Annotated in this window: 19 protein-coding genes; 10 read left to right on the top strand and 9 right to left on the bottom strand. The window is 45.2% G+C overall.

Features of this window, described 5'->3' with window-relative positions; genetic code table 11:
* Window positions 1-98 precede the first annotated feature (98 nt).
* A complete protein-coding gene (locus tag PV783_RS29140) occupies window positions 99-503 on the bottom strand; it encodes a DUF1573 domain-containing protein (protein ID WP_079471001.1) in 405 nt (134 codons plus the stop codon).
* A gap of 224 nt (window positions 504-727) precedes the next feature.
* Here PV783_RS29140 and PV783_RS29135 point away from each other — a divergent pair, with 224 nt between their 5' ends.
* The 3 genes from PV783_RS29135 to PV783_RS29125 all read left to right on the top strand — a co-directional run bounded on the left by PV783_RS29135 (window position 728) and on the right by PV783_RS29125 (window position 5276).
* Entirely contained in the window at window positions 728-3106 is a 2379-nt protein-coding gene (locus PV783_RS29135; protein WP_420990521.1) for an alpha-ketoacid dehydrogenase subunit alpha/beta, read from the top strand.
* A gap of 250 nt (window positions 3107-3356) precedes the next feature.
* Entirely contained in the window at window positions 3357-4313 is a 957-nt protein-coding gene (locus PV783_RS29130; protein ID WP_420990520.1) for a D-2-hydroxyacid dehydrogenase, read from the top strand.
* Between the two features lie 240 nt (window positions 4314-4553).
* Window positions 4554-5276 carry a response regulator transcription factor gene (locus PV783_RS29125; protein WP_079470743.1) on the top strand — a complete coding sequence of 241 codons (723 nt, stop codon included), beginning with the start codon at window positions 4554-4556 and terminating at the stop codon, window positions 5274-5276.
* 88 nt (window positions 5277-5364) lie between these two features.
* Here the strand turns inward: PV783_RS29125 and PV783_RS29120 are convergent, their stop codons facing one another.
* Both PV783_RS29120 and PV783_RS29115 read right to left on the bottom strand, forming a co-directional pair.
* On the bottom strand, window positions 5365-6075 hold the full coding sequence (locus tag PV783_RS29120; RefSeq protein WP_079470742.1) for a YebC/PmpR family DNA-binding transcriptional regulator: 711 nt from the start codon (window positions 6073-6075) through the stop codon (window positions 5365-5367).
* Between the two features lie 174 nt (window positions 6076-6249).
* Complete coding sequence (locus PV783_RS29115; RefSeq protein ID WP_079470741.1) at window positions 6250-7746, bottom strand: amino acid permease; 1497 nt, start codon at window positions 7744-7746, stop codon at window positions 6250-6252.
* Between the two features lie 197 nt (window positions 7747-7943).
* Here PV783_RS29115 and PV783_RS29110 point away from each other — a divergent pair, with 197 nt between their 5' ends.
* The 3 genes from PV783_RS29110 to PV783_RS29100 all read left to right on the top strand — a co-directional run bounded on the left by PV783_RS29110 (window position 7944) and on the right by PV783_RS29100 (window position 11287).
* Window positions 7944-9224: a dicarboxylate/amino acid:cation symporter gene (locus PV783_RS29110; protein WP_111577869.1), complete on the top strand. Its 1281-nt coding sequence runs from the start codon at window positions 7944-7946 to the stop codon at window positions 9222-9224.
* A 66-nt stretch (window positions 9225-9290) separates the two neighbouring features.
* Entirely contained in the window at window positions 9291-9974 is a 684-nt protein-coding gene (locus PV783_RS29105) for a DedA family protein (RefSeq protein WP_079470739.1), read from the top strand.
* A gap of 77 nt (window positions 9975-10051) precedes the next feature.
* Window positions 10052-11287, top strand: coding sequence for an MFS transporter (locus tag PV783_RS29100; RefSeq protein ID WP_079470738.1), 1236 nt, complete (start codon window positions 10052-10054; stop codon window positions 11285-11287).
* Here PV783_RS29100 and PV783_RS29095 read toward each other — a convergent pair whose 3' ends face one another.
* The 3 genes from PV783_RS29095 to PV783_RS29085 form a co-directional block, all read right to left on the bottom strand.
* Window positions 11288-11749: a MarR family winged helix-turn-helix transcriptional regulator gene (locus PV783_RS29095; RefSeq protein WP_079470737.1), complete on the bottom strand. Its 462-nt coding sequence runs from the start codon at window positions 11747-11749 to the stop codon at window positions 11288-11290.
* 209 nt (window positions 11750-11958) lie between these two features.
* A complete protein-coding gene (mdh, locus tag PV783_RS29090) occupies window positions 11959-12900 on the bottom strand; it encodes a malate dehydrogenase (protein WP_079470736.1) in 942 nt (313 codons plus the stop codon).
* 98 nt (window positions 12901-12998) lie between these two features.
* Complete coding sequence (locus PV783_RS29085; protein ID WP_079470735.1) at window positions 12999-13502, bottom strand: peroxiredoxin family protein; 504 nt, start codon at window positions 13500-13502, stop codon at window positions 12999-13001.
* Window positions 13503-13691: 189 nt separating this feature from the next.
* On the opposite strand from PV783_RS29085, the gene efp reads away from it, so the two are divergent.
* From efp to accC, 3 genes are all read left to right on the top strand, one after another.
* On the top strand, window positions 13692-14258 hold the full coding sequence (gene efp, locus PV783_RS29080; protein WP_079470734.1) for an elongation factor P: 567 nt from the start codon (window positions 13692-13694) through the stop codon (window positions 14256-14258).
* 132 nt (window positions 14259-14390) lie between these two features.
* A complete protein-coding gene (accB, locus tag PV783_RS29075; protein WP_420990519.1) occupies window positions 14391-14861 on the top strand; it encodes an acetyl-CoA carboxylase biotin carboxyl carrier protein in 471 nt (156 codons plus the stop codon).
* Window positions 14862-14974: 113 nt separating this feature from the next.
* Entirely contained in the window at window positions 14975-16312 is a 1338-nt protein-coding gene (gene accC, locus PV783_RS29070) for an acetyl-CoA carboxylase biotin carboxylase subunit (RefSeq protein WP_079470732.1), read from the top strand.
* Between the two features lie 82 nt (window positions 16313-16394).
* On the opposite strand, the gene PV783_RS29065 is transcribed toward accC, so the two are convergent.
* Together PV783_RS29065 and PV783_RS29060 are read right to left on the bottom strand one after the other, a co-directional pair.
* Window positions 16395-17213: a hypothetical protein gene (locus PV783_RS29065; RefSeq protein ID WP_420990518.1), complete on the bottom strand. Its 819-nt coding sequence runs from the start codon at window positions 17211-17213 to the stop codon at window positions 16395-16397.
* A gap of 207 nt (window positions 17214-17420) precedes the next feature.
* Window positions 17421-19610, bottom strand: a complete 2190-nt coding sequence (locus PV783_RS29060; protein WP_111577867.1) for a glutamine synthetase III — start codon at window positions 19608-19610, stop codon at window positions 17421-17423.
* A 290-nt stretch (window positions 19611-19900) separates the two neighbouring features.
* On the opposite strand from PV783_RS29060, the gene purL reads away from it, so the two are divergent.
* A complete protein-coding gene (purL, locus tag PV783_RS29055; RefSeq protein WP_420990517.1) occupies window positions 19901-22126 on the top strand; it encodes a phosphoribosylformylglycinamidine synthase subunit PurL in 2226 nt (741 codons plus the stop codon).
* Between the two features lie 76 nt (window positions 22127-22202).
* On the opposite strand, the gene PV783_RS29050 is transcribed toward purL, so the two are convergent.
* Window positions 22203-23282 carry a PepSY-associated TM helix domain-containing protein gene (locus tag PV783_RS29050; protein WP_420990516.1) on the bottom strand — a complete coding sequence of 360 codons (1080 nt, stop codon included), beginning with the start codon at window positions 23280-23282 and terminating at the stop codon, window positions 22203-22205.
* Window positions 23283-23606: the final 324 nt, after the last annotated feature.

Genomic DNA, 23606 nt, shown 5'->3' with positions numbered 1-23606 from the left:
TTTTGACTTTTGCATTGCAAAGATAGGGGATAGGATGGGCAACAAAAAAACCTTACAGCATGTGCTGTAAGGTCTTAGTATGTTTTAAAGTGTGGTAGTTACTTGTTGTTGGAACCAACTGTACCTGTTAAGTGCAGTTCCTTGTCCTGATCCACGCCTCTGAACTTTACCCAGATGGTTTTATTCTGTTGACCTAAACCGTTTGCGCTGTAGCTCGCGGTTACTTTACCTTTTTTACCAGGTAAAATAGGTTCCTGCGTCCATTTAGGGGTAGTACAGCCGCAACTTGCACGGGCAGCTTCAATCAACACCGGTTCTTTGGAAATGTTAGTAAATTCAAAATCAACAGTAACTGGCTTGTTTAATTCAGTTTTACCAAAATCAACAGTTTCTTTGGCAAATTTTACTTTTGTATCTGCCGGATTCTGTGCTGGAGCGGTCTGGGCCCACAGCGCTGTAGTCAGCAGCATGCTCGCAAACAGGGATAAGATAAATTTTTTCATTTTCATATGATGGTTTTAAAGCGACCGGTTAAAAAATATTGATATCTTTCTTGGTTAGAACAAATTTACAGCCAAAAAGCATTATAAACCTTACAATTTATTAAAATCTTATTAAAAAAAATCAGATTATTTTAAATGAAAGATTCACAGCATTTTTCAACTGTATAATTAACCTTACTTTTGTACTTTAACCATGAGGCATGATAGAAAATAACGAACTAGCTATGAATTTAGAAAGCCGGTTATCATTCGAAGAGTTCCGTAAGGAGGTGCTTAATGATTACAGGTTGGCCTGCGAAAGCAGGGAAGTTAGTCTGCTGGCCCGTAAGGAAGTGCTTACAGGCAAGGCAAAGTTTGGCATTTTTGGAGATGGAAAAGAAGTGGCGCAGATAGCAATGTCAAAATACTTTCAGCCAGGGGACTTCCGTTCCGGTTATTACCGCGACCAAACTGTTGCATTTGCCACTGGTATCGCCACTCCCGAACAATTCTTTTCGCAGTTATATGCAGATCCCGATCTGGAAAATGATCCTTTTTCAGGCGGCCGGCAGATGAACTCCCATTATGCCACCCCGAATCTTGATCAGGATGGCAACTGGCTCAATCTGACGCAGATGAAAAACTCTGCTGCCGACATGGCGCCTACAGCCGGGCAAATGCCCCGCGCACTGGGCCTCGCCTATGCCTCTAAAATGTTTCGTGAGGTAGAAGCCTTGCATTCATATAAAAATCTTTCCAACAACGGTAACGAAATCTGTTTCGCTACTATCGGTGACGCCTCTACGTCGGAAGGTCATTTCTGGGAAACCATGAATGCCGCCGGTGTTTTACAGGTGCCACTCGCCGTATTTGTATGGGACGATGGTTACGGTATTTCCGTACCCCGCAAATATCAAACTACAAAAGGCTCAATCAGCGCCGCACTGGAAGGCTTCCGCAAAACGGAAGAATCCAACGGATTTGATATATATAATGTAAAAGGCTGGGATTATGCCGGCATGTGCGAAGTGTTTGAAGCGGCCATCCGCAAGATCCGCGAAACGCACATCCCTGCACTGTTTCATGTGGAAGAAATTACCCAGCCCCAGGGCCACTCTACCAGTGGTTCACACGAACGGTACAAAAGTAAGGAACGTCTTTCCTGGGAACGGGAATTCGACTGCAACGTGAAGATGCGTTCCTGGATCATCGAAAATGCTTTATGCGAAGAGGAAACCCTGCGCGCCGTTGAAGCAGAAGCAAAAGTAAAAGCACAGAACGCCCGCAAAGCTGCCTGGGAAAAATATATCACACCAATCAAAGAACAGGTGCAGTCGTTTACTGCCCTGGCAGCACCGGTAGTCGCTATTGAAGGCGCCGATGCAAACATGATTAACACGTTCATCCGCGACCTGCAGAATAACCGCGAGCCGCTCCGCCGCGATATCCTGAAGGCCAGCGCCATGATCCTCCTGAAACACCGGCACCTGAAATCAGATGCCGCCATACAGGCATTGCAGCAATATTATGATACTTACCTGGCCGGCGAAAAAGAAGTGTATAATACACTGCTCCACGCCACCGGTGTGAACTCTGCCCTGAATGTACCGGTAGTACCGGCCGCATACGAAGCAGACAGTATCACCGTAAACGGCTACGAAATACTGAATAAATATTTTGATCAGCTGTTCACCAACAACGACCGCGTATTTGCTTTCGGGGAAGATGTGGGGAAGATTGGCGACGTGAACCAGGGCTTTGCCGGACTGCAACAGAAACATGGTAAAGTACGTATAGCCGATACCGGTATCCGTGAGCTAACCATCATGGGACAGGGAATAGGACTGGCATTGCGCGGCCTGCGCCCCATTGCTGAAATCCAGTATCTCGACTACCTCCTGTACGGCCTGCAGCCACTCAGCGATGATGTGGCTTCCCTGCAATACCGCACTAAAGGAATTATGCACTGCCCGCTGATAGTACGTACCCGCGGTCATCGCCTGGAAGGCATCTGGCACAGCGGATCCCCAATGGGCATGATCATCAATTCCCTGCGCGGTATGCACGTGTGCGTGCCACGTAACATGGTTCAGGCAGCAGGAATGTATAACACATTGTTACAGGCCAACGAACCGGCCCTGGTGATAGAATCTTTAAACGGTTATCGTCTGAAAGAAAAATTACCAGCCAACCTGGAAACTTATACCGTACCATTGGGCATACCGGAAATACTGCATGAAGGAACAGATGTAACCATCGTTACCTATGGTTCTATGACGCGTATTGTGGAAGAAGCAATGGTGACACTGGCGGAAACAGGAATCTCCTGTGAGCTGATCGATGTGCAGACTTTACTGCCATTCGACATCCATCATAGTATTGTGGAATCATTACAGAAAACCAACCGCATCCTCTTTATAGATGAAGATGTACCTGGTGGCGGAACTGCTTACATGTTCCAGCAGGTAATTGAAAAACAAGGCGGCTACCGCTGGCTGGATGTATCACCCCGCACAATGAGTGCGCAGGCCCATCGCCCGGCGTATGGCTCCGACGGGGATTATTTCTCCAAGCCTAATACAGAAGATGTAGTAAAAGTAATTATGGAGATGATGCAGGAATAGCTGCACTTCCAAATCATACTAAAGCCGGTTGCCTTAACAGGAGCCGGTTTTTCTTTTAATTGGCGAAGCCACCATAACAGCATTTATCTGCTGATATGGTGGCTTCTTAAATTAAGCAGTTTGCAGGCTTAGAGGTATTTGCTATTATGGCGCAGCAAAGGTGAGAGGATTTTTTGGATGCAGAAAGAGATGGGAATGGAGTTAATGATTATTTCATGTATGATGTATCTTGTTTGATAAAACGAAGACCATGAAAAATATTGTAGTACTCGACGGGCATACATTAAACCCCGGCGACCTCGACTGGAGCGGGTTACAGGCATTGGGCAACGTAACATTATACGATCGTACACCCGAAAAAGAAGTAGCCGCCAGATCAAAGGATGCACATATCATCTTAACCAATAAGGCTATCGTAAGCGGGGAAACTATTCAGCAGTTGCCACAACTGGAATATATAGGCGTAACGGCTACAGGGTTTAATATAGTGGATATACAGGCAGCAAAAAGCCGTCATATTCCGGTAACGAATGTACCGGCATACAGCACTACCTCTGTTGCGCAGCTGACTTTTGCGCTGATCCTTGAATTATGCCATCATACAGGTTTGCATGCTGCAAGTGTACGGGCAGGGGAGTGGAGCAGCAGTATTGATTTCAGTTATTGGAAAACGCCGCTCACAGAACTGGCGGGCAATACGCTGGGCATAGTGGGACTGGGGCAGATAGGACAGGCGGTGGCCCGTATTGCCCTGGCGTTTGGGATGAAAGTGATAGCCCATCATAAGCACCCCGACAGGGATGCCATGCCCGGCGTTACTTTTGTGGACCTGGCTACCTGCTTCCGGGAGGCAGATATTATATCGTTGCATTGCCCGCTGAATCCTGCCAATAAAGAGTTTGTGAACGCCGCCCTGCTGGCCACGATGAAAAAAAATGCCTTCCTGGTAAATACCAGTCGCGGTCCGTTGATCCGGGAGGCTGATCTGGCGGAGGCTCTGGAGAAAGGAATTATTGCCGGCGCCGCGCTGGATGTATTATCCACAGAGCCGCCACCGGCAGGAAATCCTTTGATCACCGCACCTAATACCATTATTACACCACATATTGCCTGGGCTACCCAGGCCGCCCGGAAACGGTTGATGCATACATCGGTGGAAAACGTAAAAGCCTTCCTGGAAGGAAATCCTAAAAATATTATCAATTAGGATTACCCGTTAAGCGAATAAACAGGTTATAGTAAGTAGAAGTCCAAAACAGAAAATAGTAGTCTTTGGGGTATACCGCGTAACTGAATGGTTGAAATGAATGATGCCTTCAGAAGTGAATAGGATGGATGGCCGGGGTTATGATTATGTTATTTATTTTTGGATAAAGGTACCTACTACACTTATTTAAAGGTACGTCTGCAACTAAAATCTATTTATTTCGCTTAAAACCAACGTTACATGCAATCAAGCATTCTTTTGGTAGAGGACGATGTATTTTTTGCCAAAGTGGTAAAAAGACACCTGGAGCGCGCCGGTTACAACGTAAACTTCTGCGAGAACGGCCAGGAAGGTTGGGAAAAATTCCAGAAACATGTATTTGACCTGTGCATACTGGATGTGGTAATGCCTAAAAAAGACGGGTTTGCCCTTGCAGGAGACATCCGGTCGATGGATGAAAACATCCCCATCATTTTTACTTCGTCCCGTTATATGGAACAGGACAGGCTGCAGGGATTTGAAGCCGGCGCGGATGACTATATCACCAAGCCCTTCAATATGCAGGAAATGATCTGCCGTGTGGAAGTATACCTGAAACGCAGCCGGCTACTGAAAAGTGAGCGCCGCGTAGTATACACCATCAGTAACCTGATCTTCGATTATTCACAATATCATATCCGGCATAAAAATGCCGACTCCCATGTTCGTATGGCCCCAAAAGAAGCGGAGTTGCTTCGCTTTCTATGCGAGAATTCTAATAAAAAACTGAAGAAAGATGATATCCTGTCTGTTATCTGGGGACAGGAAGATTTTTTCGCTTCACGCGTGATGGACGTTTATCTGACCCGTCTTCGTAAACACATTGCGCAAGACCCTGCCGTAAGACTTGAAACCTACCACGGCAAGGGACTCATGTTCATCGCAGATGACCTGGGACGCACACACACCATCGCTAAAGTTTAGCTGTTTTTTGGTTTTAGAAGTTAACCGTATCCAATGAAAAACGTCCGCCATTACGGCGGACGTTTCCTTTTTTATATGGAGTAATATCCTATTTCAGATTGTAGAAAACCTGCTGTACATCTTCATCCTGCTCCAAACGATCCACCAGTTCCAGTACTTCTTTTGCCTGCTCGTCATTCAGTTCAACAGTGGTGGTGGGGATACGCTTCAGCTCAGAGCTGATCACTTCCAGTCCTTTTTCTTCCAGCGCTTTGGCCATGTTGCCAAATTCGGTAAATGCAGCACGGATAATGATGTTGCCTTCACTATCTTCTCCCACTTCTTCCAAACCAAAATCAATCAGTTCCAGTTCCAGTTCTTCCAGATCCTGGCCGGCATTCTTTATTTTGAATTCACCTACACGGTTAAATAAAAATCCAACAGATCCGCTATTACCTAAGCTGCCACCACCTTTGGTGAAGTGCATACGCAGATTGGCTACAGTACGGGTAGTATTATCGGTAGCGGTGTCAATGATCACTGCTACGCCGTGAGGAGCATAGCCTTCATACACAACTTCTTCATAATCAGTTTTGTCTTTACCCATAGCACGCTTGATGGCTGCGTCTACACGGTCTTTAGGCATGTTAACACTCTTTGCATTGAGAATGCAGCGGCGGAGTGCGGGGTTGTTATCCGGATCAGGACCAGACGCCTTTACGGCAATGGCTATTTCCTTACCTATTCTTGAAAATGCTTTCGCCATCTTATCCCAGCGGGCAAACATGGTCGATTTTCTTACTTCAAATATTCTTCCCATTGGAGTGGATATATTTATTATGACTTTTAAAAACAGAACGCAAAAATAAGGATTTTCAGGTACCAGAATAGCGGATTCCCCTGATTTTAACTAAAGCGGAGAACAAAACAAGGGTAAACCCCTTTGTTCTGTTCTCCGCTTCATATGATATCCGGAAGTATTAATCTTCCTAAACTATTTTAATAATTTACGGGCCTTACTGTGTTTTACACTATAGCCGAAGTAAACAACAAAGCCAATCCCCAGCCATACAAACAAACGTGCCCAGTTTTCTATACCGAGGCTAATGATCATGGTAAGGCAGAAAGCCGCTCCCAGCAAAGGAACAAACGGCACCCACGGCGTTTTAAAGGCGCGCGGTATTTCCGGGTTGGTTTTACGCATTACAATAATACCAATACACACCAGCACAAAGGCAAACAGGGTGCCTATACTGGTCATATCACCTACCACATTGTCCGGAATGAACGCAGCAAACAGGGATACGAAAACGAAAAACATCCACTGTGAACGGTAAGGAGTGCGGTATTTAGGATGCAGTTTGGCAAATACAGCTGGTACCAGTCCATCGTTACTCATAGAGTAAAATACCCTTGTCTGACCCAGCAACATCACCAGGATAACGGAGGAGAACCCCGCCAGGATAGCCACGGTGATGAAAGTAGACAACCAGGAGTAACCAGGCATATAAGTATCAATAGCATAAGCTACAGACGCTTCACCACCTGCTTTCAGGAAGTCGGTGAAAGGCGCGATACCCGTAAGTACAAAAGAAAACAGGATATACAATAAGGTACAAACTGCCAGTGACACGAGGATACCAATCGGCATATTCTTTTTAGGATTCTTGGTTTCCTGTGCAGCAGTAGATACCGCATCAAAACCAATGAAAGCAAAGAATACTACCCCGGCCCCCCTGAGCACCCCGGCCCAGCCATGATTCCAGAAGTTGGAATAATCCACGATCTGACCATTGTGCATTTTTACTGTACCGGCATCTGCAGGAATGGTAAAAGGCGTATGGTTAGCAGGGTTGATAAATTTCCATCCCAGGAAGATGAATAACAGTACGATGGCTACTTTGGTGATAACGATGATGTTATTCACGATGGCAGAACCCTGTGTTCCCCTGATCAGCAGCATCGTGAGCGCCAGCAGGATGAACAGGGATGGAACGTTCATGATACCCTGTACACCGGCATCAGACGTTTCAAAAGGACTGTGACACCACTGGTACGGTATCGTGACGTGAAAGACATTGGTAAGCAACTTGTTGAGATACTGCGACCAGCCAATAGCTACGGTAGCCGCCCCCAGCGCATATTCCAGCACAAGGTCCCAACCAATGATCCAGGCAATAAATTCTCCCAGTGTAGCATAGGAATAAGTATAGGCGCTTCCGGCAATAGGAATCATGGAAGCAAATTCTGCGTAGCATAAACCAGCCAGCGCACAACCTATAGCAGCAATAATGAAGGAAATGGTGACAGCAGGTCCGGCATGTTGACCGGCAGCTGCAGCTGTTCTTACAAAGAGGCCGGCGCCAATAATAGCGCCAATACCTAATGCTATAAGAGAACCTGCACCAAGCGTCCTTTTCAGACCCTTTTCAGATTCTCCAGCTTCGGCCAATAAAACAGACAGTTGTTTTTTAGCAAAGAGTTTGCTCATACGCAGTCGTATTGTGGTTGATGTTTTAAGGTAGTTTAGTTGTTGTTGTATTCTGTTGATCGCCAAATATAATATCTAAAATCAAAAACAGATAGTTTTATTTTACCTGCTAAAGCGCATGTTTAGCTGCTTAACCTTATTTTTGGGAAATTTTCCGGTTACAACTTTTAATTATACAAGATAAATTCTGGCTACGCATGAAGAAATCATCGAATCTGCTTACTTTATATATATTCATTGCTATGGTAATCGGAATAGGTACAGGTTACGGTGTTTTCCTTACCTATGGTAATGCTCCTGTTACAACAGGCGCCAAAGACACACCGCAGATCTTCGCTGATAATATCTCCATTCTTACAGATATCTTCCTCCGTCTTGTTAAAATGATCATTGCCCCGCTGGTATTCTCCACCCTCGTGGTGGGAGTGGCCAAGCTGGGCGACATAAAAGCCGTTGGCCGTATCGGCGGAAAAACGATGCTGTGGTTTATCAGTGCAACCTTTGTATCATTGTTTCTCGGCCTGGTATTGGTTAACCTGCTCAAACCAGGATTATCACTGGCGTTGCCCCTGCCTGATGAACATGCCTCTTCCGGCATTGCCAAGGCGGATATGACCCTGAAAGGATTTTTCCGTCACGTAGTACCGGACAGCGTAGTAGATGCAATGGCGCATAATGAAATACTACAGATCGTGGTATTTGCCATTTTCTTTGGCGTAGCAGCGGCAGCCATAGGTGAAAAAGCCAACCCGGTGGTAAAGCTGCTGGACAGTGTTGCCCACATCATGCTGAAAGTAACCGGTTTTGTAATGAACTTCGCCCCGTTCGCAGTATTTGGCGCTATGGCCGGTATCATCGCCCTGAAAGGCCCTGTTGTACTGGTAACCTATGGTAAGTTTATTTTACAGTTTTATTTCGGACTCCTGTGTTTGTGGGTGGTTATTTCCCTGGTAGGTGGACTGATCCTGGGCAAACAGGTATTCAAACTCCTGGGAATGATCAAAGACCCGCTGTTACTGGCTTTTGGCACAGCCAGCAGTGAAGCGGCCTATCCACGTACAATGGAAGAGCTGGAAAAATTTGGCTGCGACAGCCGCATTGTCAGCTTTGTATTACCCCTGGGCTACTCCTTTAACCTGGATGGATCTATGATGTACATGACTTTTGCCAGCTTATTTATTGCCCAGGCATATGGTATGCACCTGAGCATCGACCAGCAGATTACCATGTTGCTGGTATTAATGATTACCAGTAAAGGTATTGCGGGCGTACCCCGCGCTTCCCTGGTGGTAATTGCCGGTACACTGTCGATGTTCAAGATCCCTGAAGCCGGCCTGATATTACTGCTGGGGGTGGATCATTTGCTGGACATGGGCCGTTCTGCTACAAATGTTATCGGAAATGCAATGGCTACTGCCGTGGTTTCCAAATGGGAAAACAAGCTTACGCCGCCAACAGAAGATATTGCCAAAGCCTAACTTAACAAATGCGTAACAGTTTATTGATTATTTTACCACTTCAGAAATAGAAATAGCGTATTTAGCATGGACCAGATTATTGAGTTTTTTAAACACCTCATTAATCCCTCGTGGATTATTGAACATGGTGGCCTTTACCTGTTACTGGCAATTATATTTGCAGAAACAGGTCTTTTCATTGGATTCTTCTTGCCGGGGGATTCCCTGCTCTTTGTAGCGGGTATCTACAGCGAAGACCTTTGCCGCAGCTTCTTTGATCTTCCATTTGTGGTGATTATGTTCCTGATTGCCACCGCCGGTGTGCTCGGAAATATGGTTGGCTTCTGGTTTGGTAAAAAATCCGGACCTATTTTATTTAAGAAGAAGGATACTTTCTTTTTCAGAAAGAAACACCTGCACCAGGCCCATGAGTTTTTTGTGAAGTATGGCGGCGGCGCTATCTTCTTTGCCCGCTTCCTGCCTATCATCCGTACTTTTGCGCCTATAGTGGCGGGTATGGTTGGCATGGACGGTAAGAAATTTATGTTCTTTAATATTATCGGCTCCTTTGCATGGGTATTTTCCATGATGCTGGCGGGCCACTACCTGGATAGAGCTTTTCCTAATCTGAAAAATCACCTGGAACTGATCATCCTGGTAATAGTAGTGATCACTACCTTACCGGTACTTATTAAAGTAATATTTGGTAAAGCAAAACCGCAGCATGCACACACACCTGCTGAAACAGAAAAAACTGATTCTCCATTATAATTTTTTATATCTTTAAAAGGGCCTTTAAATGAGGCCCTTTTTTTTATTCCCGTTATTATCGTCAACCAAATTAAAAGATGAAAGCCGACAACCGTCCCGTCTCCATTTTCAATATTGCCGTTATAGTGGCATCGCTGGGCTATTTCGTGGATATTTACGATCTCCTGCTATTTACAATTGTAAGGGTTCCGAGTTTGAAATCACTTGGATTACCTGATAGTGAAATTGATGCCGGCGCCGGTCTGCTGCTGATTAATATCCAGATGGTGGGATTACTCATCGGGGGGATTTTCTGGGGTATTATCGGAGATAAAAAAGGAAGGCTGAGCGTATTGTTCGGTTCTATCCTCATTTATTCTGTTGCCAATATTGCCAATGGCTTTGTACAGGGCATCAACGGATACGTGCTATGGCGCTTTGTGGCTGGCTTCGGGCTGGCAGGAGAGCTGGGCGCAGGTATTACGCTGGTGTCGGAAATACTGCCGAAAGAGAAGCGGGGCTATGGTACCATGATTGTAGCTACCGTAGGGGTTTCCGGCGCAGTGGCAGCCAACCTCATCGCTAAACTGGTGGGCGACTGGCGCATCTGTTATTTCATAGGAGGCGGATTGGGACTGGCATTGCTGGTGCTGCGGGTAAGCGTTATGGAATCGCATTTGTTTAATGCGGTAAAGTCGTCTGCCGCTTCCAGGGGAAGTTTTATGGCATTGTTCACCAACCGCGAACGGTTTATCAAATACCTGAAATGTATGTTGCTGGGTACTCCTACGTGGTTTGTGGTGGGCATCCTCATTGCTTTCTCCAACAAGTTTGCCACTATGATGAACGTAAAAGGCGCCATCAGTCCTGGCGATGCGATAGCATTTTGTTACGCCGGACTGGTAGTGGGCGATTTCGCCTCCGGTTTAATCAGCCAGTTATGGAGAAGCCGCCGGAAGGTGATGCTGTTATTCCTCGCTTTAACCGGGATAATGGTAGCAGTATATTTAAACCTGCATGGTGTGGAAACATGGGTGTTTTATACCGTATGTTGTATACTCGGCTTCAGCGTGGGGTTCTGGGCAATTTTTGTGACGATTGCAGCCGAAAGCTTTGGTACCAATCTGCGGGCTACCGTGGCTACTACTGTTCCTAACTTTGCAAGGGGAATGCTACCGTTGATCTCTATCTTATTTATACAAGTACAGAAATATTTTACTTTCCTTCAAAGCGGGGCTATTGTGGCGGTGGTTTGTATTGGCGTTGCGTTGATTACAGCCTGGAAGGTGGAAGAAACGTTTGGCAAAGATCTTAACTACCTGGAAGAGATTTAATTAATGATAGCTGTCCAGCATTTTATCCAGTAATTTATTCAGCTGGATAACTTCTTTCTCGTTTAACGACTGGAGGGTGTTATCCAGTTGCCTGATTTCGTTATCGATTAACTTCAGCAGCTGCAGGCCCTTGTCGTTGATACGGACGTCTACTGCGCGCCTGTCCATTTCACTGTTCTTACGTTCCACCAGGTCTGCTTTGCGGAGCCTTTCTACCAGGCGGGATACGTCGCTCATTTTATCGAGCATTCTTTCCTTTAAGATGTTGATGCTGGCGGCCTGGGGATGTTGCCCCCGAAGAATCCGCAGGATATTAAACTGCTGCATGGTGATACCATAGCGTTTAAAAAATTGCTGATGACGGGACGTTATCCAGTTCCCGATGAAAATCAGGCTTATCAGACCTCGTTGATTTTCGTTTTCAAATGTTTTTTGCGTAATCAGTTTTTCCAGGTTAGACATATATTCAGAGTTAAACCAAATTTTATGAAACTATTTAGAACTGCTTCATTTAGACTGCTTTAGCCAATTTCAGGATCGGGGTAAAATTACGAATAAATGCGGATTTATATTCAGCAGGAGAGATTTTAAAAAGATGTGGGGAGAAGAAAGCGACGTATTGCTTTCATCTCCCCAAAATTTTTTAAAGAATAAAATCAGTGGAATTCTGATCAGGCAGTAGCGGATTGCATTTTATCCAATACGTCCATCACTTCTTTTACATGTTGTGCAGAGGTATTCAGTAATTCTTTTTCGGCAGGATTGAGTTGTAGTTCGATGATTTTCTCGATTCCTTTTTTACCCAATACTACGGGTACGCCCAGGTAAATATCTTTCAGTCCGTACTGGCCGGTAAGCCATGCGCAAACGGGGAAAATGCGTTTTTCATCTTTTACAATGGCTTCCACCATCTGTGCAGCTGCGGCGCCGGGAGCATACCATGCAGAAGTACCGAGGAGGTTCACGATTTCACCGCCACCTACTTTTGTGCGCTGGATAATAGCTTCCAGTTTTTCGTTGGATACCAGTTCTGTTACGGGAATACCGCCAACAGTGGTATAACGGGGCAAAGGCACCATTGTATCGCCATGACCACCCATCAGGATCGCCTGGATGTCTTTTGGTGAGCAGCCTATTTCATCGGCCAGGAAAGCGCGGTAACGGGCAGTATCCAGGATGCCTGCCATACCAAATACCTTGCTGCTGTCTTTCTTTGCGGTGAGGTAACTGCAATAGGTCATTACATCCAGCGGGTTGCTTACAATAATAATGATGGCATCCGGAGAATGTTTTGTAATATTTTCGGTAACCGATTTCACAATATTGGCATTGGTAGAAATCAGGTCATCCCTGCTCATACCTGGTTTACGGGGAAGCCCGGAAGTGATTACCACTACATCGCTGTTCGCGGTTTTGGTGTAATCGTTGGTTACCCCTGTAATTTTGGTGCTGTAATAATCAATGGGAGCCTGCTGCCATGTGTCCAGCGCCTTACCTTCAGCCGTTCCTTCTTTAATATCCAATAAAACCACCTCCTGCAGAAAATCTTTGTGGGCCAGTACATTGGCACACGTTGCGCCTACATTCCCGGCTCCTACTACTGTAACTTTCATTTTGTCTTTAGCTTTAAAAGTGAAGAATGAATGTGATTAAACAAATGTAATGATTCGGCCTTACAATAATCCGCTGGCGGCTACATTTTCACAAAGCATTATTTGTTGAGGTAAAGTAGCAGCGAATCGAGCTTTACTGTTCCCTCAAAACCTTTTACAAACTGTTGTTTCTTATTATATATATACAGGCCAGGGAAATAATGGAGGTCATAAAAGTACATGATCTGCCGGGAAGGTTCACTGGCCATGATGATGTTGGGATAGTTCTGGATTTTGTAATGGTCGTAATATTCCTTCATTTGTTCCACTCTGAAGGGAGTGACCATCACAATCTGTGTTTTTTTGAACTTGTCTATATTTTTCAACATTTCCTCGGTGAGGTGTTTGCAGTGATCACAATCTACACTGAATACAAAGAGCATGGTTTTCTCATTTTTCTTCAGGTCATTTTTGGTAATAGTGTGGCCATCAACAAGGCTTAGCGGAAAGGCGGGTATAATCGGGTATTGTAAATAAGGTGCTTTGGTGCTGGAATTAGCAGGCGTTTGGGCCATCAAAAACACGGGTAAACAGCTTAAAATAACGAAAAACACGTAGCGCATACTTATAAAAGTTTCTTGATTTGAGTTTAAAATTACCGGATAAATGTCATTATTTGAATAAAAAAGCCGAAAATTGAGCCGAAAAGGGACTAATCTCTCTAATTTTGGGAATTAGTTGCTTGTTCATATGCGAAAATTTTTACTTTTGCAATCCGTATAAATTTTTAACTTAAAATCAGTAACCTATTTATGGCTACCACCGCAGATATCAGAACAGGATTAATTATCAAGCTGGACAACAGCTTGTATTCTGTTGTAGAGTTTGGTCAGAACAAAACCGCCCGTGCAGCCGCAAAGGTTTGGGCTAAATTGAAGGGCGTTGACAATAGCCGTTCCATTGAGCACACCTGGAACTCAGGTGATACTATCTTTCCGATCCGTATTGAGAAGAAACCTTTTCAGTATTTATATAAAGATGATACCGGCTACAACTTCATGGACAATGAAACATTTGAGCAGATCGCTATGCCGGAAACAGCTATCGATGCACCTCAGTTCCTGAAAGAAGGACAGGAAGTAAGTGTACAGATCAATACAGAAACCGATCAGTACATGGCTGTTGAATTACCTGATAAAATTGTAGTACTGGTAACTTATTCTGAACCCGGAGTGAAAGGTGATACGGCTACCCGTACCCTGAAGCCAGCTACTGTTGAAACCGGCGCCACTGTTATGGTTCCACTGTTTGTAGACGAGGGAGAACTGATCCGTGTGAACACCAAAAATGGTGAATACATCGAAAGAGTAAAAGCATAAGCATTTCTGAAATACTGGTTTTCGGAGAAAAGGAATTTTGTTTCTGAGAGATATCTTTCTGAAACAAAGTTCCTGAATGCGTGAAATAGTATTTGTCATATTCTATATATTTCTAAACCAAAAACTGTCTACATGGACTTTAAACAGATTCAGGAACTGGTAAAAATGATCAACAAATCAAATATCAGTGAACTGAGCATTGAACAGGACAAGTTTAAGATTACAATAAAGCAGAAGGATAATGAAGTTCAGCAGGTAATCACTGTTCCTGCAACTATGGCACCCGTACAGGCAGTAGCCGCTGTAACTCCTGCAGCAGCTCCGGCCACCGCAGCACCAGCCGCTGCACCTGCCAAAGCAGATAACCTGGTAACCATCAAATCTCCCATGATTGGTACCTTCTACCGCAGCGCCGGCCCGGATAAAGCACCATTCGTAAATGTTGGTGACGAAGTAACTTCCGGTAAAGTGGTATGCATCATCGAAGCAATGAAGTTATTCAACGAAATAGAGAGTGAAGTAAGTGGGAAAATCGTGAAAGTACTGGTAGATGACGCTTCTCCGGTAGAATATGATCAACCTTTATTTTTAGTTGAACCATAATAATAGCCTTTACCCGTTAGCCTTTAGTTTTCAGACTTACCAATGGTAGTGCGCTGATCGCTAAAGGCTAACAGCTAAAAGCTAACAGCTATTATTAACTTATAAGGAAAACAATGTTCAAAAAAATATTGATTGCCAACCGTGGTGAAATTGCCCTTCGGATTATCCGTACCTGTAAGGAAATGGGTATTAAGACGGTGGCAGTTTATTCAACAGCGGATAAAGACAGTCTGCATGTGAAATTTGCCGATGAAGCAGTATGCATAGGCAAGCCACAAAGCTCAGAGTCTTATCTGAACATCCCTCACCTGATGGCAGCTGCAGAAATCACCAATGCAGATGCGATCCACCCCGGATATGGCTTCCTGGCAGAAAATGCCCGCTTCGCTGAAATCTGTGGTGAACACGGTATTAAGTTCATCGGCCCCACTCCGGAAATGATCCGCAGAATGGGAGATAAGATGACTGCCAAAGAAACCATGATTGCTGCCGGTGTACCGGTTATTCCAGGTTCTGAAGGTTTGCTCCAGAGCGTGGAAGAGGCGAAAGCCATCGCTAAAAGCATGGGCCTTCCGGTAATCATCAAAGCTACTGCCGGTGGCGGTGGTAAAGGTATGCGTGTGGTATGGGAAGAAAGTGAGCTGGAAACAGCCTACAACATGGCTAAAAATGAAGCCCGTGCATCCTTCAGCAATGACGGTATCTACATGGAGAAATTCGTGGAAGAACCCCGCCATATTGAAATCCAGGTAGCGGGCGATCAATACGGTAAAGTATGTCACCTCAGCGAAAGGGATTGCTCTATCCAGCGTCGTCACCAGAAGCTGGTAGAAGAATCACCTTCTCCGTTCATGACGCCTGAACTGCGTGAGAAAATGGGAGATGCTGCTATCAGGGCCGCCAGCGCTATCAATTATGAAAGCGTAGGTACCATTGAATTCCTGGTAGACAAGCACCGCAATTTCTACTTCATGGAAATGAACACCCGTATCCAGGTAGAACACGGGGTTACGGAAGAAGTGATCAACTTCGACCTGGTAAAAGAGCAGATCAAAATTGCTGCAGGTATTCCTATCTCCGGAAAAAATTACACGCCACAGATGCACGCCATCGAGTGCCGTATCAATGCGGAAGATCCTTACAACGATTTCCGTCCGTCTCCGGGTAAAATTACTACCCTGCATATTCCCGGTGGTCATGGTGTGAGAGTGGATTCACACATCTATGCCGGTTATGTAATTCCGCCGTACTATGATTCTATGGTGGCGAAAATTATCACCATGGCGCAAACCCGTGAGGAAGCGATCAACACAATGGAACGCGCCCTCAGTGAGTTTGTGATTGAAGGGGTGAAAACAACGATTCCTTTCCACCAGCAACTGATGCGCGATGAAAACTTCCGTAAAGGTAACTTTACCACGAAGTTTACAGAAACGTTTAAGCTGGTATAACGGTAACGGATATATTATTTTGAAAAGTCCTCCTGATCAGGAGGACTTTTTTTATGCTTTTTACATCCGCAGAAAGTATGGCTTACTTATATTCATAAGCGATTTCAAGACTACTGAAAGAGTTTAACAGGAATACAATTTCACTCAATTTGGCTCCAGTATTAATATGTACCGGCAGTCCGTAATTATTGTATGAATCAGCTATAAACGCATTGTTTCTGCTGTAATCAATATCTATCAGTTGCCAAACCGGATGCAGCTGATGAGGGTTTACTTTATTGTCGTACACTGGAAATACATCAGAGGAGGAGATGCTGTTGTCAGAATATTTTATGACAGAATTAATCTTATATGCGTTGCCGGACGAATTGTAAAAGAATGTAGTGGTACGCATTTCGGTATAAGAGGTGCCAGGGAAGCGTTCTTCTGTTACCTGGGTAATTCTGTCCTGGTTATCATATACGTATTTTTTGAACGAGAATAAAAGATGGAAATCAATCAGGGTGAGGGTATTTCTGTCGTAGTGGCCGAATTCAAAAGTACTGTCCAAAATCACTCTTTTCTTTGAGTCACATAAATACTTGTGCGCCAGTTCGTAGGCAGGATTACCGTCGTAATAGGCGCCTATCAGAATCCTGAGCCTGTACTGGTCGTCGTATCCAAATAAGTACTGGGGATAACCGGTACTGATGTGTTGACCGGCAATCTGGATGGGATAATGTTTGGAGTTGTAGCTGACCCGGATGGTATCCGGCCCGCGGAATGGGATCTCTCCCATTAATTGGGCAACTTGGTAATGTTTCTGACCGGGGATAATAATCGGGGGCTTTACACAATTGCTGAGCAGCATTGTAAATAGCAAGGCGATGGCACCAAGTGCCGGATGGTAACACTTTTTCATGTTGGGGATCTTTTTGGATTAAGAAAAACTCGCTATTGAGGTGTATCTGGAAGTAGGAAGGATGTAAAATTTTTTGGTACAGCGAAGATAAGGAATTAGTTGTATCCGGCTGCCGGATGTTATTAAGCGGACACGGGGGGATATTTCAAAAACAAAGCCCCGGATGAAAATCCGGGGCTAATCATACACCAAAACAATCTTACGGTTTTATCGCAAGAAAAGCAGCTCTCTGTATTTAGGCAGCGCCCATTTTTTGTCGTCCACCAGGAACTCCAGTTTGTCGGAGTGGTAGCGGATAACATCAAAGTACGGCTTAATCTTTTCACAGTAGTCAATCGCTTTCTGACGGCTGTCGGTAAGCTTGTTAGCTACCTTACGCGCCTCGATCATAGCCTGTACATTTTCACTAATAACATTAATATGTTCAGCTATTTTAGCAGCAATTTGTTTTTGAGCTTTTACTGATTCGTCGCCCAGGCCGATTCCTTTCAGACCGTTGATATTAGTTACGAGGTCGTTCAGGTAGCTGATAGCAGACGGGAGGATAGTGTTGGTAGCGAGATCGCCGATTACGCGGGCTTCGATCTGCACTTTCTTCACATAATCTTCCAGCAGAATTTCGTGACGTGCGTGCAGTTCTTTTTCGTTGTAAACGCCGGTTTCAGCATAAAGTTTGGTTGCTTTAGGAGTGATCATTGCATCCAGAGCTTTAGGAGTGGTTTTCACATTTGGTAAACCTCTTCTTTCAGCTTCTTTCTCCCATTCTTCGCTGTATCCGTCGCCTTCGAACAGTATTTTTTCCGAATCTACAATATATTTACGAAGAGTTTGCATGATCGCAATCTCTTTTTTCTCGCCTTTTTCGATCAGTGAATCTACTTCTGCTTTGAAGTCAACCAGGGTTTTAGCCATGATAGTATTCAGAACGGTCATTGCAGAAGCACAGTTAGCAGAGGAACCTACCGCGCGGAATTCAAACTTGTTGCCGGTGAAAGCAAAAGGAGAAGTACGGTTACGATCGGTGTTATCCAGCAACAATTCAGGAATATGACGGTGCAGATCCAGTTTCAGGATAGCTTCGTCCTGTTCGTCGAACTTGTTGTTTACGCGGTTTTTAACTTCCTGCAGAACATCGAACAGGTATTTACCGGTAAATACGGAAATGATAGCAGGAGGTGCTTCGTTAGCGCCCAGACGGAAATCGTTGCTTGGAGAAGCAATCGCAGCTCTCATCAGGTCAGCGTAGTCATGTACTGCTTTAATGGTGTTCACAAAGAAAGTGAGGAACATCAGGTTGGTCTTCGGTGTTTTACCGGGAGCCAGCAGGTTTACACCGGTATCGGTGGACATGCTCCAGTTGTTGTGTTTACCGGAACCGTTGATGCCTGCAAAAGGTTTCTCGTGCAGTAACACTTTCAGTTTGTGACGTTTTGCCACTTTATTCATTACATCCATCAGCAGGGAGTTGTGATCCACTGCGATGTTTACTTCTTCAAATATTGGAGCGCACTCGAACTGAGAAGGAGCAACTTCATTATGACGGGTTCTTAAAGGAATACCCAGTTTGTAGGATTCTACTTCGAAATCGCGCATGTAAGCGTAAGCGCGCTCAGGGATAGCACCGAAGTAGTGATCTTCCAGCTGCTGACCTTTGGATGGAGCGTGACCAACAACGGTACGACCGGTCATGATCAGATCAGGACGGGCGTTAGCCATAGTTTCGTCTACCAGGAAGTATTCCTGTTCCCAACCCAGGGTACCGGTTACTTTAGTAACGTTCTTATCGAAATAGTTACATACGTCTACTGCAGCTTTGTCCATTGCAGCCAGTGCTTTCAGCAGTGGTGCTTTGTAATCCAGGGATTCGCCGGTGTAGGCAACAAAGATAGTAGGTATGCAGAGTGTTTTACCATAACCCTGCTCAAGGATGAATGCAGGAGAGGAAGGATCCCAGGCAGTGTAGCCGCGGGCTTCGAAGGTAGCTCTCAAACCACCGTTAGGGAAACTGGAAGCATCTGGTTCCTGTTGTACCAGTGCATCACCATCAAAGGTTTCCAGTGCAGTGCCATCACCTTTCAAAGTGAAAAATGAATCATGTTTTTCTGCGGTAGTGCCGGTCAATGGCTGAAACCAGTGTGTGTAGTGAGTCACACCTTTTTTCATCGCCCATGCTTTCATGCCTGAAGCGATCTGCTCGGACATCTTACGTTCCAGCTTGGTGCCATTTTTAACAGAGTTCATCAGGCTCTTATAAGCCTCATCGCTCAGATATTCCCGAACAACTTTACCAGAGAAAACATTGCTGCCAAATACATCGGTAATTTTACCGTCATGTTCGGTGAGAGTGGAGTCTACGCCAGCTAATCCTTCCAGCGCTTTGAAACGTAACGATTGCATGCTGTAAATTATTTTACACAAAAGAACGCATCCATCGCTATAAATGCAAATAAATTGTTCATTTTAATTGAAAAATTACATTTAGGGCTTTAAAAGGGGTATTTTTTTATCATTTCATTAAATATTTGGAGCGGATCGACTTTGAATCTGATGAATTTAAAAATAAATAATATGATAACGGGCTGCAAAAAAACAGCAGAAAAGCCACCACGGGGTACTCTTGGCATTTGAAGGAAAATCATGTACTTTTGCGACTTCTTTTAAATATCTCGTTTTTTATACTTAAATACATGCAAACCACCGTAGAAATTGCTGAACAGCTAGGACTTACCGCTGACGAGTTTGAACGAATTAAATCTATTTTAGGCCGTACCCCCAATTTTACCGAGTTAAGTATGTACTCAGTAATGTGGAGTGAACACTGCTCTTACAAAAACTCAATCGTCTGGCTGAAGTCTCTGCCCCGCGAAGGCGACAGGCTCCTGGTTAAAGCAGGAGAAGAAAATGCCGGTCTGGTAGATATAGGTGATGGCTACGCGGTGGTATTTAAAATAGAATCGCATAACCACCCTTCCGCTATCGAACCCTTCCAGGGCGCAGCTACCGGTGTTGGTGGTATTCACCGCGATATCTTTACAATGGGCGCCCGTCCCATTGCCGCACTGAACTCTCTTCGCTTTGGTAATATTAATGATAAGAAAACACAACACCTGGTAAAAGGTATTGTACATGGTATAGGCCACTACGGTAACTGCTTCGGCGTTCCTACCGTAGGCGGTGAAACTTATTTTGAAGAATGCTATGGCACCAACCCACTCGTAAATGCGTTCAGCGCAGGTATCGTAAAAGTTGGTCAAACCGTTTCCGCTACTTCATACGGTGAAGGAAATCCTGTTTTCATTGTTGGTTCCGCTACCGGTAAAGACGGTATCGGGGGCGCTTCTTTCGCTTCCGCCAATATCACAGAAGACAGCGTGGAAGATTTACCGGCCGTTCAGGTAGGAGATCCTTTCCAGGAAAAGAAACTGCTGGAAGCCTGCCTGGAAATCATCAAAACCAATGCTATTATTGGTATGCAGGATATGGGCGCTGCCGGTATCACCTGCTCTACTGCAGAAATGAGCGCGAAAGGCGAACATGGTATGAACATCTGGTTAGATAAAGTACCTACCCGCCAGAAAGATATGAAAGCATGGGAAATGCTGCTGAGCGAAAGCCAGGAGCGCATGCTGATAGTAGTGAAGAAAGGAGAAGAAAAACCAGTGCTGGATATCTTCGAAAAATGGGACCTGCACTGCGTTCAGATCGGTGAAGTAACCAAAGATAAAAACCTGAAGTTCTATATGAACGGCGAACTCGAAGCAGATGTTCCTGCTGAAAGTATGGTACTGGGCGGCGGCGCTCCCCAATATCACCGCGCTTATACAGAACCAGCCTATTTCGCTAAAGTAAAAGCATTCGATATTCAGAATATCCCTGATACAGAACACCCGCGTTTTGTAGCAGAAAGAATGGTGGCATTACCAAACATCGCTTCCAAACGCTGGATCTATAACCAGTACGACAGCATGGTGGGTACTGCCAACGCCAGCACCAACGCACCAAGCGATGCCGCTATCGTGTTGGTAAAACCAACAAAGAAAGCGCTGGCCATGACTACCGACTGTAATGGCCGTTACGTATTTGCCGATCCTCATAAAGGCGGACAGATTGCGGTAGCAGAAGCTGCACGTAACATCGTTTGCTCCGGTGGCGAACCGGTAGCTATCACCAACTGCCTCAACTTCGGTAATCCTTACGATCCGGAAGTGTACTACCAGTTTGTACATGCAGTACAGGGTATGGGTGAAGCCTGCCGCAAATTCAATACGCCTGTTACCGGTGGTAACGTGAGCTTCTATAACCAGTCACCCGACGGTCCGGTGTATCCTACTCCAACCATTGGTATGGTGGGTATCCTGGATACTTTGGATCAGCGTATCACCCTTAACTTCAAGGAAGAAGGCGACCTGGTATACCTGGTAGGCCGCAGCCGCAACGATATCAACAGCTCTGAATACCTGCACAAAATCATTGGTATAGAATACAGCCCTGCGCCGCATTTTAACCTCGATGAAGAACTGCACCTGCAACAGGCCATCACCAAACTGAACAAGGCGAAACTGATCCAATCCGCACACGATGTAAGCGACGGCGGTTTATTTGTTACGTTGCTGGAAAGCGCTATGCCATCCGGCCTGGGCTTTGAACTGGCACTCAACAACAAATTCCGTAAAGATGCTTACCTGTTCGGTGAAAGCCAGAGCCGTGTAGTAGTAACCGTTAAGCCTGCAGATAAAGAGAAGTTCGAAGCACTGTTACATGGTTTGGTAGATGCATCAGATAACTCTGTACGCTACGAAAAACTGGGTGTTGTAACCGGTGAATCCATTAAAGTAAATGGAGAAGACTGGGGCAATGTAAGTACCTGGAAAAAAACATATGATACCGCAATTGAAGAGCATCTGAAGAAATAATCTTCCGCTTTTCAACAACATAAAAAAGGGTTCGCATAGCTGTTATGCGAACCCTTTTTATTTCAGCCAACAGCCATCATTTTCTGTTTCCGTGTATTTTGATAATAAACTTTCTGCGATACCAGATCAGGAATCCTGATACAGATAAAACACCAGGGGTTAAGGCAAAGAGAGAATAAATGATTTTCAGAATAATGCCGCCATAGTTGCCGAAGTGAAGGGGAGCGATGGAGGCGTTGAATTTATCGCTGATGGTAGCGTTGCTGAAATCCACCTTTTTTTTAACGGCGCCATTTTCATCGATGAATACCGACGAGGCGTATTCGCCGAAGAAGGCAGATTCATGTGCATGGCCAAGTATCCGTACCGGGTCGCCTGCTTTTTTGGGAGGACGGAGGCCTGTGGCCTGGAAGCCGGGAATAGTGGCCGTAGCTTTGATGAGCAGGGGTTCATATTCGCCGGAAAAAGGGATGGCAGTGTATCCTGCTTTGGTGTTTTTCCGTGCGTCAATTACTTTCAGCTCCATCATAAAGCCGGTAAAAGAGATGAGCAGGTTAAACAGCAGCGCCCATACACCGGTGATGCGGTGCAGGTTGCGCCAGCGCCGGGTGCGGTTATGCCACTCCAATGGCTGCCGGAAGGTGAGTACCTTGCCCAGCGCATGCCTGTAAACAAACAGTCCGGTGAGGACCGACAGGAATAGCCCTATTCCTGTGATTAAGACGATTATAGCCCCTGTTTTACCACTCAGCAGGGTGAAGTGCAAATACATTACATAACCCGTAAAATGGCCTGTATTGGAGTATTGCTGTAATATTTTGCCGGTATAAGGGTTCAGGAAGATGTATACTTTGTGATCTGCTGAATATTCGGCTCTCAGCACGGTACTTTCGTCAGGCGCCTGGGGGAGTCTTACAAAAAACAGGTAAGGATTTCCCGGAAGTGCCTGGCGGGCATCTTTCATTTGTTCCTGCAGTGTTCTGGGAACAGCCTGCGGTGGCACATGATAGGCATGGGCATATACTGCATGATCTATTTCATCGCTGAATACCAGCATACTGCCGGTAAGGCTCACCAATAGCAGCATAGCGCCTGCTACCAGCCCGGTGATTCTGTGCAGGCGGAAAAATTGCTTGCTCCATTGAATGTTGAACACCTGTTTCTTATCAGTTTGACTTAAAAATATACCCGGGCCTAATTAACGAAAGTGCTATAGGCACTTCTGCCGCCTTGCCTTGTCACCGCCATAGTGGTTAAAGGATTGAGTATGTATTGCTTCCGCCGCAAAGTTACCACGATATACCCGGGAATGGCTTACGCAAAAGGGAAAATTATTGCCCGGATTTGAAAAAAAGAGGCGCGCCGGCATCCTGGTGACTTATTGTTGCAGTATAAATCTTTAACAAGCCATTAACAAAATCCCACTTATGTGTTATAGATTTTGGTAAAATCTGACCTATTTTTGGAAAGCATCGATGAA

Origin of the sequence: Chitinophaga sp. CC14, from assembly GCF_048957795.1 — a bacterium.
Lineage (GTDB): Bacteria > Bacteroidota > Bacteroidia > Chitinophagales > Chitinophagaceae > Chitinophaga > Chitinophaga ginsengisegetis.
The sequence above is the reverse complement of the archived record's forward strand: the minus strand, read 5'-3'. Positions and strand labels throughout refer to the sequence as shown.